General features: G+C 63.2%; 12 protein-coding genes. 5 read left to right on the forward strand and 7 right to left on the reverse strand.

Annotation, left to right across the window (positions count from 1 at the left end; translation table 11 throughout):
- Position 1: 1 nt before the first annotated feature.
- Together ACPJXG_RS24855 and ACPJXG_RS24860 are read left to right on the forward strand one after the other, a co-directional pair.
- On the forward strand, positions 2–760 hold the full coding sequence (locus tag ACPJXG_RS24855) for a type III pantothenate kinase (RefSeq protein ID WP_425252621.1): 759 nt from the start codon (positions 2–4) through the stop codon (positions 758–760).
- The gene (locus tag ACPJXG_RS24860; protein WP_425252622.1) at positions 754–1,449 is read left to right on the forward strand and encodes an SPOR domain-containing protein; all 696 of its coding nucleotides are present in this window, start codon (positions 754–756) and stop codon (positions 1,447–1,449) included. The genes ACPJXG_RS24855 and ACPJXG_RS24860 overlap by 7 nt, the downstream gene beginning before the upstream one ends.
- Positions 1,450–1,501: 52 nt before the next feature.
- On the opposite strand, the gene ACPJXG_RS24865 is transcribed toward ACPJXG_RS24860, so the two are convergent.
- The 6 genes from ACPJXG_RS24865 to ACPJXG_RS24890 form a co-directional block, all read right to left on the reverse strand.
- A complete protein-coding gene (locus ACPJXG_RS24865; RefSeq protein WP_425252623.1) occupies positions 1,502–2,545 on the reverse strand; it encodes a septal ring lytic transglycosylase RlpA family protein in 1,044 nt (347 codons plus the stop codon).
- Positions 2,545–3,660 (reverse strand): rod shape-determining protein RodA, encoded by a 1,116-nt coding sequence (gene rodA, locus ACPJXG_RS24870; RefSeq protein ID WP_035824498.1) that lies wholly within the window; start codon positions 3,658–3,660, stop codon positions 2,545–2,547. The genes ACPJXG_RS24865 and rodA overlap by 1 nt, the downstream gene beginning before the upstream one ends.
- A gap of 8 nt (positions 3,661–3,668) precedes the next feature.
- Positions 3,669–5,639, reverse strand: a complete 1,971-nt coding sequence (mrdA, locus tag ACPJXG_RS24875; RefSeq protein WP_035824496.1) for a penicillin-binding protein 2 — start codon at positions 5,637–5,639, stop codon at positions 3,669–3,671.
- Between the two features lie 12 nt (positions 5,640–5,651).
- Positions 5,652–6,164, reverse strand: coding sequence for a rod shape-determining protein MreD (mreD, locus tag ACPJXG_RS24880; protein ID WP_035824494.1), 513 nt, complete (start codon positions 6,162–6,164; stop codon positions 5,652–5,654).
- Positions 6,161–7,204 carry a rod shape-determining protein MreC gene (gene mreC, locus ACPJXG_RS24885; protein WP_425252624.1) on the reverse strand — a complete coding sequence of 348 codons (1,044 nt, stop codon included), beginning with the start codon at positions 7,202–7,204 and terminating at the stop codon, positions 6,161–6,163. The genes mreD and mreC overlap by 4 nt, the downstream gene beginning before the upstream one ends.
- Before the next feature lie 108 nt (positions 7,205–7,312).
- Entirely contained in the window at positions 7,313–8,356 is a 1,044-nt protein-coding gene (locus ACPJXG_RS24890) for a rod shape-determining protein (RefSeq protein WP_010393186.1), read from the reverse strand.
- Between the two features lie 351 nt (positions 8,357–8,707).
- Between ACPJXG_RS24890 and gatC the strand changes: the two genes are divergently transcribed.
- The 3 genes from gatC to gatB are packed head-to-tail and all read left to right on the forward strand — an operon-like array spanning position 8,708 to position 12,061.
- Complete coding sequence (gatC, locus tag ACPJXG_RS24895; RefSeq protein WP_034784699.1) at positions 8,708–9,010, forward strand: Asp-tRNA(Asn)/Glu-tRNA(Gln) amidotransferase subunit GatC; 303 nt, start codon at positions 8,708–8,710, stop codon at positions 9,008–9,010.
- A 52-nt stretch (positions 9,011–9,062) separates the two neighbouring features.
- Positions 9,063–10,547, forward strand: coding sequence for an Asp-tRNA(Asn)/Glu-tRNA(Gln) amidotransferase subunit GatA (gatA, locus tag ACPJXG_RS24900; RefSeq protein ID WP_425252625.1), 1,485 nt, complete (start codon positions 9,063–9,065; stop codon positions 10,545–10,547).
- Between the two features lie 38 nt (positions 10,548–10,585).
- Positions 10,586–12,061 carry an Asp-tRNA(Asn)/Glu-tRNA(Gln) amidotransferase subunit GatB gene (gene gatB, locus ACPJXG_RS24905; protein WP_402721188.1) on the forward strand — a complete coding sequence of 492 codons (1,476 nt, stop codon included), beginning with the start codon at positions 10,586–10,588 and terminating at the stop codon, positions 12,059–12,061.
- A 126-nt stretch (positions 12,062–12,187) separates the two neighbouring features.
- On the opposite strand, the gene ACPJXG_RS24910 is transcribed toward gatB, so the two are convergent.
- Positions 12,188–12,784, reverse strand: coding sequence for a hypothetical protein (locus ACPJXG_RS24910; protein WP_425252626.1), 597 nt, complete (start codon positions 12,782–12,784; stop codon positions 12,188–12,190).
- Positions 12,785–12,823 lie beyond the last annotated feature (39 nt).

The following is a 12,823-nucleotide window of genomic DNA, read 5'->3' on the forward strand; positions in this document are numbered from 1 at the left end:
CATGCTGCTGCTGATCGACGCCGGCAATACGCGCATCAAATGGGCACTCGTGGCCGCCGACAGTGCCGCCGGCGACTGGCTGGCCAGCGGCGCCGTCGCGCATGCGCAGATCGACACGCTGGCCGCGCAATGGGCGACACTCGCCATTCATGAGGTGCTGCTGTCGAACGTGGCAGGCGCCATCATCGGCACGCGCCTGCGCGCCATGCTGCCGGTCGCTGCCCGCGACTTTGCCTCGCTGCCGCAGCTGGCGGGCCTGACGAACGGCTACCGCACGCCATCGCAGCTGGGCTGCGACCGCTTTGCCGCCGCCATCGGCGCGCACGCGCTGGCGCCTGGCCAGGCCGTCATCGTCGCCAATTGCGGCACGGCCACCACCATCGACGCCATCACGGCCGATGGCGTTTTCCTTGGCGGGATGATCTTGCCGGGACTGGGATTGATGGCCAGCTCGCTGGCGCGCAATACGGCGCAACTGCCGCAAATCGCCAGCGACGCCGCGCTGCCGGCCGGCTTTGCCGACAACACGGACGACGCCATCCTCTCCGGCTGCCTGTCGGCCCAGGCGGGCGCCATCGAACGGGCCGTGCGCATGCACGGCGCCAGCGCCTGTCTGTTGTCGGGCGGCGCCGCAGCACGCATCGCGCCGGCCCTGGCGCTGGCGGTGCCGCTGCACCTGGTTGATAATATCGTCATGCTCGGCCTGCAGGCGGCTGCGCGCGCCGGGGCCGCAGGAACACAAGGAAACCACGTATGCTGAAATTCGTCTTCTGGCTGCTGGCCGGCGTCAACCTGCTGGTGCTGGCCATCGGCCAGGGTTATCTGGGCAGTTTTCGCACGGAGACGCGCGAGCCGGCGCGCCTGAAAAACCAGCTGCAAGCGAATAAACTCGGCTTGCTGACGCAGGAGCAGGCCACCGCATCCGCCGCGCCGCCAGTCGCCGAAGAGGCTGTGAAGCCTGCGGCGGCCCCGGCGCCGGCGCCATCGTATGCCTGTACGGAAGTGGGCAATTTCCTGCTGGCGGACGGGCGCCGCTTCGAGGCGCAAGTGGCGGCACTGGACCTGGGCGACCGCCAGTCGCGCCGCAACGTGGCAGGCCAGGACATTTCCAGCTACATGGTGTACATCCCGCCGCAGGGCAGCAAGGAAGGCGCCGACCGCAAGGCCGGCGAATTGAAGCAGCTGGGCGTGACGAATTACTTCATCATGAATGAAAGCAGCCCGCTGCGCTGGGGCATTTCGCTGGGCGTATTCAAGTCGGAAACGAGCGCGCAAAGCCAGCTGGCGTCACTCAACAAACAGGGCGTGCACAGCGCCCGCGTCGCACCGCGCTACAGCGCCAGCAAGCAGTTCGCTTACCAGTTCCGCGACCTCGACGCCGCCACGCGCGCGCGGCTGGAGAAAATCAAAACGCAATTCCCGGAGCAGGAATTGCGCTCCTGTAAATGACACGTGGCAATCGTGTCGGATTACGGCGCTTTGCGCCTAATCCGACCTACGCTTATCTCTCGATGACGATGGGCTTGATGCCCGTCGATTCCGGTAAATTCGCCGCCGCCCGTGCCGCTTCGGCGCGGCTGGAGAACGGTCCGCCGTACAGGCGGAACAGGTTACCGGCCTGCACCACGCCCAGGGTACCGAGGCCCGCCGCATACGGCGCCAGGCGCGAACGTCCCGATTCCGCATTGTCGGCGCGCGAGTAGGCGCCCAACTGCAAATAGAAGCCGCTGGCCAGCGCCGCCGGTGCCGGCATAGCCACCGTCGCATCGACGGGCAGCATCTGCGACGACACTTCCGGCTGCACCACGGCGCCCGTTTCCACGGGCGTGTCGATGGAGATGGCCACCACGGAAGGTACAGGCTTCGGCGCCGCACGGGCCGCCAGGATGGCGTCGATATCGGCTGGCAGCAGCCGTTCGACGACCACCTGGTGGCTGCCCTTGCCAAGGAAGCCCAGTTTCAGCGCCGCCGTGTAGGACACGTCGATGACGCGCGTGGCGTGGAACGGGCCGCGGTCATTGATGCGCACGATCACCTGCTCGCCGCTGTCGATGCTCGTCACGCGCGCATACGACGGAATCGGCAAGGTTGGATGGGCCGCCGTCATCTTGTACATATCGTAAATTTCGCCCGACGAAGTGCGCTGGCCATGGAATTTCTTGCCATACCAGGTGCCCGTGCCCTTCTGCTTGAAAGGTTCGTTGTCGGTGATCGGCGTGTACGTCTTGCCGAAGACGACATAGGGGCGGTTCGAGCGCGTCGAATACGGCTCGTTGCGCACTTCCGCGTCGGGCACGTCGCGCAGGTTGGCGGGCGGATTGTCGCCCGGGCCATCATCCTTGTAGTAGCCGCCGCGCCCGGAGCCGGCCGCCGGCAATACCGGCAGGGTGGGATCCTGGCGCACGGGCACCTTGACTTTGCCGCCGGATGGCAGCGGCACGTTATTCGATGCGGGCTTTTGCGGCGTCGTGCCACAGGCGGCCAGGGTCAGCAAAGCGGCCAGGCTCAATCCGCGCATGGCGAAGGTATCGAAAGGCGCGCGCATCAGGTCTGCACCAGCTTGCGGTGGCGCTGAATGCTCATCAGGATACCGGTGGCCACGCCCAGGGTCAGCAGCGCGGTGCCGCCATAACTGAGGAATGGAAGGGGTACGCCGACCACCGGCACGATGCCGCTGACCATACCCATATTAACGAAGGCGTAAGTAAAGAAAATCATGGTGATCGCTCCTGCCAGCAGGCGAGTGAAAAAACTGGGGGCGTTGGCGGCGATCATCAGCCCCCGTCCCACCAGCAGCAAATACATCAGCATCAGGATCAAGTTACCAACCAGGCCGAATTCCTCGGAATACACGGCAAAAATAAAATCGGTCGTGCGTTCCGGAACAAACTCCAGGTGGGCTTGCGTGCCGTGCGTCCAGCCCTTGCCCGTCATGCCGCCGGAACCGATGGCGATGATGGACTGGATGATATGGAAGCCCTTGCCCAGCGGGTCCTTGGTCGGGTCGATCAGCATCATCACGCGGTCGCGCTGGTAATCATGCAGGTGCGACCAGGCAATCGGCAGGCAGGAAACAAAAGTGATCAGCAAACCGGCCAGCACCTTCCAGGACAGGCCGGCCAGGAAGATGACGGTAAAGCCGGCCGCCACCACCAGCAGCGCCGTGCCCAAGTCGGGTTGGCGCGCGATCAGGTAGACGGGCACCAGCAACAGTATCGCCGCCATCAGGAACGATTTCCAGCGCAGGGCGCCCGCATTGTGCTGGAAGAACCAGGCCAGCATCAGCGGTGTGGCGATCTTCAGGAATTCGGACGGCTGGATGTCGATCACGCCGATATGCAGCCAGCGCCGCGCACCGAGCTTGATGGTGCCGAACAGCGCCACGGCCACCAGCAAGATCACCGATACCGTGTATGCCGGTACGGCGATGCGCATCATCATCTGCGGCGTGACGTTGGCCGCCACCCACATGACGAAAAAGCACAGCAGGATGTTGCGCAGGTGATCCTCGATCTTGCCGGGGATGCCGATGCTGGCCGAATACAGGGTCAGCAGGCTGGTGCTGAGCAGCATCAGGATGATGATCATCAGCGGCGGATCGAACACCGCCAGATAGGGTTTGGCGCGCCGCCACAGCGAGCGCCTCTCGTTAATGGGCATGTGCTTCCTTATTGCCTGGCAGGAGTCGCCGGGGCGGCCTGCTCGTCAGTGATTTCTTCCAGGGTGCGCACTTCGTCGACATCTTCCTTCGGCACCTTGGTGGTGTCTTTTTCCTTGTCGCTCGGACGCTTGCCCAGCAGGTAGTAGTCGAGCGCCTTGCGCGCGATCGGGGCGGCCACGCCGGCGCCGAAGCCCGCGTTTTCCACCACGATGGCAATCGCGATACGCGGCTTGTCGGCCGGCGCGAAGGCCGTAAACAAGGCGTTGTCGCGCAGGCGCTCGGCCAGCAGCTTGGCATTGTACTTCTCGTTTTTCTTGATGCCCACCACCTGCGCCGTCCCCGTCTTGCCGCCCACCGTGTACTGCACGCCGGTGAAGATGCGCGCGGCCGTGCCGCCCTGCTCGCTGGTCACGCCGACCATGGCGCGCTTGATGGTGTCGATGTTTTCCTGCTTGAGCGGAATGCGGTAGCTTTCCTTGGGTACCGTCAGGGTGCGCGCGCGCGTGGCCGCGTCTTCGATGATTTTCACCAGATGCGGCTTCATCACCACGCCGTTGTTGGCCAGATTGGCCGTCGCGTGGGCGATCTGCAGCGGCGTATACGAGTTGTAGCCGGAACCGTTACTCACCGAAATCGTGTCGCCGCCCACCCATTTTTTCTGCTGCGGCGTCTTGAAGCGGTTGCGCTTCCATTCCGTCGACGGCAGCACGCCCGTCTTTTCGTTATTCAGGTCGATGCCCGTCAGCTGGCCGAAGCCGAACGGCTTCATGAAGTCGTGGATGGCGTCGATGCCCATGTCGCGGCCCAGCTGATAGTAATAGGTGTTGCACGAGACGACGATGGACTTGTGCATGTCCACCGTGCCGTGGCCGCCCACCTTGTCGTCGCGGAAGGTATGGCCGCCGAGGATGAAGAAACCGGGATCGGAAATCGACTGGCTCGGCGTGCGCTTGCCCAATTCGAGTGCGGCCAGCGCCATGAAGGGCTTGAAGGTCGAGCCGGGCGCGTAGGTGCCGGACAGGGGCCGGTTGACCATCGGCCGGTCCAGCGAGGTATTGAGTTCATTCCAGCTTTGCTGGTCGATGCCGTCGACGAACAGGTTGGGATCGTAGCCAGGCTTGGAGACGTAGGCGAGAATGTCGCCCGTAGCCGGGTCGATGGCCACGGCCGCGCCGCGCCATTCGCCGAACGCTTCCTCGACCACTTTTTGCAGTTCGATGTCGATCGACAGGATCAGGTTATTGCCGGGGGTGGCCGCCGTGCGCGACAGGGTGCGCATGGCGCGCCCGCCGGCCGACACTTCCACTTCTTCGTAGCCGGTGGTGCCATGCAGCTGCTTCTCGTAGCTTTTTTCCAGGCCTTCCTTGCCGATATGGTCGGTGCCATTGTAGTTGGCTGCGTCCTCGCCCTCTTCCAGCGCCTTGGCTTCGTTGCGGTTGATGCGGCCGATGAAGCCCACCACGTGCGAAGCCACCTCGCCCATCGGATACTGGCGGAACAAGCGCGCCTGTACCTCGACGCCGGGGAAGCGGAAACGCTGCGCCGTGAAGCGCGCCACTTCCTCGTCCGTCAATCGCGTGCGCAGCGGCACGCTGACGAAGTTCTTCGACTCTTCCAGCAGCTTCTTGAAGCGGCGGCGGTCCTTGATGTCGATCTGCACCAGGGTCGACAGCTCGTCGATCACGGAATCGAGGCTGGCGCTCAGTTTCGACGGCGTGATTTCCAGCGTATAGGCCGAGTAATTGCGCGCCAGAACCACGCCGTTGCGGTCGAGGATCAGGCCGCGCGTGGGCACGATCGGTACCACGGCGATGCGATTGTCCTCGGCCTTGGTCGCATAGTCCTCGTGCTTGATCACCTGCAGCCAGATGAAGCGCGCCAGCAGCAGCGAAAAGCAGACGAAGACAAGCGCGCCCAGGATGGTCAGGCGCATGCGGAAGAAATGCAGTTCGCGCTCGGTGTTCTTGAGTTCAGTCATGGCAGGCGCTCGTCAGATCGGCCGGTTATGGTCGCGGTCCACGGCGCGGCGCTGCGGCGCCAGCAGAATCCACGTCACAAAAGGCCACAGGGCCACGGCGACGAAGCTCTCGATGAAATTGAGCCAGCCGGGGAAGCGGCCCGAAACGATCAGCCGCGTCAGCAATTGCAGCGCCTGCGTCAGCAGCAGCAGCGGCAGCACGTGCAGCGCCTGCGTCAGGATGGGGAACCACAGCACGCGGCGGTGCATCATGATGGCGAAGTACGACAGCAAGGTGTAGGCCAGCGCATTCTCGCCCAGCAGGGTCGAGTCGTGCACGTCCATCATGAGGCCCATGAAGAACGCCACGCCGATGCCGACCTTGCGCGGCTGGTGGATGCCCCAGAAGACCAGCACCAGCGCGACGAAATCAGGCACGCCGACGAACTGCCCCCACGGCAGCAGATTCAGCAAAAAAGCGCACAGCAGGGAAAACCCGATGAACAGGGGGCTGACCGGCAGCAGGATGTAATGCGGGCGGTTCATCGTGTCGCTTCCTTCGGTGGCACGGCGGCGGGTGCGGGCGCTGGCGTCGCAGGTTTTGCGGGCGCGGGCGCAGCCGCGTTGGCGGCAGGCGGCTTGGCGGCAGGCACCGCAGCGGCGGCCTCCTTGGCCGGATCCTTGATCGGCGCCATCTTGCCGGCGATCTTGCGGCCCGTCTTGATATCTTCAGCGGGCGGGCGCGGCGGGATTTCCGGCGACGTCATCAGGATAAGCAGCTGGGTGTTGCGTTCGATGCCGGCCAGCGGCTGGCACACGACGCGGCCGAACGGGCCATGTGCATTGCGCTCGACCAGGGTCACGCGCGCCACGGCCAGGCCGGCAGGATACAGGCCGTCGAGGCCCGAGGTAATGACGATGTCGCCGATCTGGATGTCGGCGCTGGGGGCCGTGAAGCGCAGCTCCATGGTGCCGGACTTGCCGCGCCCGATGGCCACGCTGCGCACGCCATTGCGCAGCAACTGCACGGGAATGGCCTGCTCTTCATCCGTCAAGAGCGTCACTTCGGAGGTGAACGGGAACACGCGCGTGACCTGCCCCACCACACCGAGGTTGTCGATCACGGGGCGGCCCAGTTCCACGCCATGCTGGATACCGCGATCGAGCACGATCTTGCGCGTGGCCGAATCGCGCGTGTCGTACAGCACTTCAGCCATCATGGTCTTGACGGGCACGCGCTCGCGCGCTTCCATCAATTTGCGCAAGTGGTTGTTTTCAACGATGTTGAGCTGCGCCTGCTGCAGGATCTGCGCCGAGGCGATTTGCTCATGCTTCAGGTCGCGCACCTGTTTTTCCAGGGCGGACAGCGAAGAAAAGTAATTGCCGACGCCAAGCGCCACGTCGCGCGGCACCAGCGCCGCCATCTGCACCGGATACAGCACGGTGCCGACTGCCTGGCGCACGGCCGTCAGCGCGTGCATGCGCGAATCGACCAGCAGCAGGGCGATAGAAATGCCGGCGAACACCATCATCTTGACGCGGGCGGAGGCGCCTTGTTTGAAAAGTGGCGGAGGACTGTATTCCATGACTTCCAATGATCAGGCCAGGCGCAGTGCGCCAACGTGCAGGCCCCGGTCAAACGCCGGCGCCAAAACCAAAAAAAGGCCGGATTGGTTTCCGGCCCTTCTGTCAGATTATTCGTAGGAGAAGATCGAGCCGAGCTTGTCCATACGTTCCAGTGCCATCCCGGAACCGCGCACCACGCAGGTGAGCGGATCCTCGGCCACCAGCACCGGCAGGCCGGTTTCCTCCATCAGCAGGCGGTCCAGGTCGCGCAGCAGTGCGCCGCCGCCCGTCAGCATCATGCCTTTTTCGGCGATGTCGGCACCCAGTTCCGGCGGCGTCTGTTCCAGCGCGTTCTTCACGGCCGAGACGATGTTGTTCAACGGGTCGGTCAGCGCTTCGAGGATCTCGTTGCTGGAGATGGTGAACGAACGCGGGATGCCTTCGGACAGGTTGCGGCCCTTGACTTCCATTTCCTTCACTTCCGAACCAGGGAAAGCCGAACCGATGGCCTTCTTGATGGCTTCAGCCGTCTGTTCGCCGATCAGCATGCCGTAGTTGCGGCGGATGTAGTTGACGATGGCTTCATCGAATTTGTCGCCGCCGACGCGTACGGAACCCTTGTAGACCATGCCGCCCAGCGAAATGATGCCCACTTCGGTGGTGCCGCCGCCGATGTCAACCACCATCGAGCCGGTCGCTTCCGACACAGGCAAGCCCGCGCCGATAGCCGCTGCCATCGGTTCTTCGATCAGGTACACCTGCGAGGCGCCGGCGCCCAGGGCCGATTCGCGGATCGCGCGGCGCTCGACCTGGGTCGAACCGCACGGCACGCAAATGATGATGCGCGGCGATGGACGGAAGAATTTCGAGTCGTGCACCATGCGGATGAATTGCTTGAGCATCTGTTCGGTCACGGTGAAGTCGGCGATCACGCCATCTTTCATCGGACGGATCGCTTCGATATTGCCCGGCACTTTGCCCAGCATCTGCTTGGCTTCCTTGCCGACTGCCTGAATGGTCTTCTTGCCATTCGGACCGCCTTCCTGGCGGATGGCGACAACGGATGGCTCGTCCAGGACGATACCGAGGCCGCGTACATAAATAAGGGTGTTGGCCGTGCCCAAGTCAATGGCCAGATCGGTGGAGATATACCTGCGTAAAAAACCAAACATGAGTGTCCTGTAGCGCATCGAGCTGCGCAAAAGCTGTTTATGGGGAGTTTCAAAGCGGGCGCTTTCAGGCACCCTGAAAATCCGTGGAGGCGATTTTTTCGGGTTTCGCTTGGCGCTTGCGCAATCTTTTCTATGCTGCGGCAGCGGTCCATCAGCGCCGACAACGCATTAACCCGCCATTCTACCTTATAATTTGAATGCGATTTGCTCAAAAACCATGGAAAAGTGCGACTCTTGCAGCCGCGAGTTACGCGGCATTCCTCGATTTTTGTGAGCAAAATAGCAGTAAATACCCGTGTTTTATCAAAACGCCAACTTAATACTAATGCGCGGCACTCCGCGCCATTCGCCATGTCCCTGACACTCTCCGACGTAAAACGCATCGCCCACCTGGCCCAACTTGAAATGGCCGACGACCAGGCCGTCACGTCTTTGGCCCAATTGAACAAGATTTTTGCACTCGCGGAACAAATGCAAGCCGTCAATACCGATGGCGTGGCGCCCCTGAGCCACCCACTGGCCGCGCACATGGACAATATCGCCCTGCGCCTGCGCGAAGACATCGCCACGGAACAAAACCGCCGCGACGCCTACCAGGCCGTGGCGCCGAAGGTACAGGATGGCCTGTATCTCGTGCCAAAAGTGATCGAGTAACTGCGCCGCTCCATGCTGTTGCCTTCCCGTCGAATATCAAAATAGAAACGCCATGCATACAAAATCCATCAAACAGCTGTCCACGCTCTTGCAGAACAAGGAAATTTCCGCCGTTGCGCTGGCGACGCATTTCCTCGACCGCATCGCAGCGGACAACTCGAACGCCTTCTTGCACGTCGACCGTGCCCTGACCCTGGCGCAAGCTGCCGAAGCGGATGCGCGCATCGCCGCCGGCACGGCCACGCCATTGACGGGCGTGCCGATCGCGCACAAGGACTTGTTCGTCACGAAAGGCTGGCGCACGACGGCCGGCTCGAAAATGCTGGCCGACTACGCCAGCCCGTTTGACGCCACCGTGGTGGAGAAATTCCAGGCGGCCGGCATGGTCACCCTGGGTAAAGTTAACTGCGATGAATTCGCCATGGGTTCCGGCAATGAGAACTCGGCCTTCGGCGCCGTGCAAAATCCGTGGGACAAAAACGCCGTGCCAGGCGGCTCGTCCGGCGGCTCGGCCGCCGCCGTGGCGGCTGGCCTGACGCCAGCGGCCACCGGCACCGACACGGGCGGCTCGATCCGCCAGCCTGCCGCTTTTTGCGGCATCACCGGCATCAAGCCGACGTATGGCCGCGTCTCGCGCTTCGGCATGATCGCCTTTGCCTCGTCGCTGGACCAGGGCGGCCCGATGGCCCGCTCGGCCGAAGACTGCGCCCTGCTGCTCACGGCCATGGCCGGCTTCGATGAGCGCGACTCGACCAGCCTGTCGCCGGAACAGGGCGGCGTGGCGGAAGATTTTTCGCGCGAGCTGGGACAACCCCTCACGGGCCTGCGCATCGGCGTGCCGCGCGAATACTTCGGCGAGGGCCTGGCCAAGGACGTGGAAGCGGCCGTGCGCGGCGCGCTGGCGCAGTATGAAAAGCTGGGCGCCACCCTGGTCGACATCTCGCTGCCAAACACGGCCCTGTCGATTCCTGCTTACTACATGATCGCCCCGGCCGAAGCGTCGTCGAACCTGTCGCGCTACGACGGCGTGCGCTACGGCCACCGCGCCACCGAGTACAAGGACTTGCAGGACATGTACAAGAAGTCGCGCGCGCAGGGTTTCGGTCCGGAAGTGCAGCGCCGCATCATGGTCGGCACCTATGTGCTGTGCCACGGCTACTACGACGCCTACTACTTGAAAGCGCAAAAGATCCGCCGCCTGATCGCGCAGGATTTCGACGCCGTCCTGAATGGCGCGAACGCCGTCTGCGACGTCATCATGGGACCGGTCGCGCCGACCGTCGCCTGGGACCTGGGCGACAAGACGGACGACCCGGTGGCGAACTACCTGGCCGACATCTACACCCTGTCGACCAGCCTGGCCGGCCTGCCCGGCATGTCGATCCCTTGCGGCTTTGGCGAAGGCGAGAAAAACAGCAAGCGCCCCGTCGGCCTGCAAATCATCGGCAATTACTTTGGCGAAGCCAGGCTGCTGAACGTGGCCCACCAGTTCCAGCAAGTGACGGACTGGCATACGCGCAGCCCTGCCGGTATTTAATAAGAACAGACGCGCCGCCCAGGCGGCGCCACCAAAAAATAAGCGAGAACACTATGCAATGGGAAGTCGTCATCGGTCTTGAGAACCACGTGCAGCTCACGACCGAATCCAAAATTTTCAGCGGTTCGCCGATCAAGTACGGCGCCGACGCCAACACGCAAGCGAGCCCGGTCGACCTGGCGCTGCCAGGCGTGCTGCCGGTGATGAACAAGCAAGCCGTCGACCGCGCGATCCGCTTCGGCCTGGCCGTCGGCGCCACCGTCGCGCCGCACTCGGTCTTCGCGCGCAAAAACTATTTTTACCCTGATTCACCCAAGGGTTACCAGATCAGCCAGTTCGAAGACCCCGTCGTCATCGGCGGCGCCCTGACCTTCGGCTACGAAAAGGATGGCGAATTCGTCACCAAGACGGTCAACCTGACGCGCGCCCACCTGGAAGAAGACGCCGGCAAGTCCTTGCACGAAGACTATGCCGGCATGAGCGGCATCGACTTGAACCGCGCCGGCACGCCGCTGCTGGAAATTGTCTCGGAACCGGAAATCCGCAGCGCAGCCGAAGCCGTGGCCTACGCCAAGGCCCTGCACTCGCTGGTCATGTGGCTGGGCGTTTGCGACGGCAACATGCAGGAAGGTTCGTTCCGCTGCGACGTCAACGTCTCCGTGCGCCCTGTCGGCCAGAAGGAATTCGGCACCCGCTGCGAAATCAAGAACCTGAACTCCTTCCGTTTCATCGAAGAAGCCGTGCACGTCGAAGTGCGCCGCCAGATCGAACTGATCGAAGACGGCGGCAAGGTCGTGCAGGCGACGCGTTTGTACGATCCGGACCGCAAGGAAACGCGCGAAATGCGCAGCAAGGAAGACGCGCAGGATTACCGCTACTTCCCGGACCCTGACCTGCCGCCGCTGGTCATCTCGCAAGCGTGGATCGACACGGTCAAGGCATCGATGCCGGAACTGCCGGCCGCCATGCGCGCCCGTTTCATCAGCGAATACGCGCTGCCGGACTACGATGCGCTGGTGCTCACGCAATCGAAAGCCATGGCCACCTATTTCGTCGCCGTCGTCGACAAGGCCGGCAAGGAAAACGCCAAGGCCGCCGCCAACTGGCTGATGGGCGACGTCTCGTCGACCCTGAACCGCGAAGGCGTGGACCTGGACGACGCACCCGTCTCCGCCGCGCAGCTGGCCGCCATGCTCAAGCGCATCGCCGATGGCACGATCTCGAACAAGGCGGCAAAGGAAGTCTTCGTCGGCATGTGGGAAGCGAAGTCCAGCGACGAGAATCTGGTCGACACCATCATCGACGCCAAGGATCTGCGCCAAATCTCCGACTCGGGCGCCCTGGAAGCCATCGTTGACGCAGTGCTGGCGGCGAACGCCAAGTCGGTGGAACAGTATCGCGCCGGCAAGGAAGCGGCCATCAACGCGCTGATCGGCCAGTCCATGAAAGCGTCCAAGGGCAAGGCTGATCCGGCCCAGCTGACGGAACTGCTGAAGGCCAAGCTGGCGGGATAAGCGCCCCTCCATCCCCCTCAAAAAAAGACGCCGCGGCGTCTTTTTTTAATGGAGAAACTGGCATGCCAGGTATCTGGCGATGCCTGCGCCCCTCCCCTTGCCGCCCTGGGCGGCGCCCGCGGCGCCTTACTTGGCCGCCGCAGCCGCTGCCGCAGCCGCCTCCGCAGCGTCTGCGGCGTGCTCCGCAGCTTCGGCAGCGGCTGCGAACAGCGCCGGATTCGGACAGGACACGGAACCGAACTGCGATTGCGCGTGCGGCCCCTTAATCAAATGCTTGGCTTGCCCGGTGTCGTTATCGATCACGGCAACACGGCAACCGCCGGGGTCAAGGGAAAAGAAGGCGCCCAGATGGCCATCCGCCTTCAAGGTATAGCTATGCCCCGCTTCCAGGTAGGTGGCAAAGGACATCGAACACTCGTTCGATGAACCGACCGGGAAATTGACAAAGAAATGCGACATGCCTTCCGGCAGGCGCACCAAGACCGGCGGATCGCTGAACTTCGCGCCCTGGAAACTGGCCAGCTCGAAGCTGCGTTGCGCCTTCCACTTGCCGTCGGGAGCACAGTCGACTTCATTGCGGTCGACGGTGGCTTTTTGCCGCGACCCGGTATGGATCGATTGAATCGCCAGACTGGCCGACGGCTGCGTGGTATCTGCAAATACATAGCGGGGAGAGGAGCGCGTGGTATGGCATCCGGCCAGCACGAGAGTACAGGTCGTCAACAGCAAAGCTTCTTTAAGGCGCATGGCAGAGTAAGGGAG

It is taken from the genome of Janthinobacterium sp. NFX145 (assembly GCF_049810325.1).
GTDB classification, from domain to species: Bacteria; Pseudomonadota; Gammaproteobacteria; order Burkholderiales; family Burkholderiaceae_D; genus Janthinobacterium; species Janthinobacterium rivuli.

Bases quoted from the DNA above. Each gene is read 5' to 3' on its own strand.
- ACPJXG_RS24855 (WP_425252621.1), top strand. From the start codon at position 2: ATGCTGCTGCTGATCGACGCCGGCAATACGCGCATCAAATGGGCACTC.
- ACPJXG_RS24860 (WP_425252622.1), top strand. From the start codon at position 754: ATGCTGAAATTCGTCTTCTGGCTGCTGGCCGGCGTCAACCTGCTGGTG.
- ACPJXG_RS24865 (WP_425252623.1), bottom strand. From the start codon at position 2,545: ATGCGCGCGCCTTTCGATACCTTCGCCATGCGCGGATTGAGCCTGGCC.
- rodA (WP_035824498.1), bottom strand. From the start codon at position 3,660: ATGCCCATTAACGAGAGGCGCTCGCTGTGGCGGCGCGCCAAACCCTAT.
- mrdA (WP_035824496.1), bottom strand. From the start codon at position 5,639: ATGACTGAACTCAAGAACACCGAGCGCGAACTGCATTTCTTCCGCATG.
- mreD (WP_035824494.1), bottom strand. From the start codon at position 6,164: ATGAACCGCCCGCATTACATCCTGCTGCCGGTCAGCCCCCTGTTCATC.
- mreC (WP_425252624.1), bottom strand. From the start codon at position 7,204: ATGGAATACAGTCCTCCGCCACTTTTCAAACAAGGCGCCTCCGCCCGC.
- ACPJXG_RS24890 (WP_010393186.1), bottom strand. From the start codon at position 8,356: ATGTTTGGTTTTTTACGCAGGTATATCTCCACCGATCTGGCCATTGAC.
- gatC (WP_034784699.1), top strand. From the start codon at position 8,708: ATGTCCCTGACACTCTCCGACGTAAAACGCATCGCCCACCTGGCCCAA.
- gatA (WP_425252625.1), top strand. From the start codon at position 9,063: ATGCATACAAAATCCATCAAACAGCTGTCCACGCTCTTGCAGAACAAG.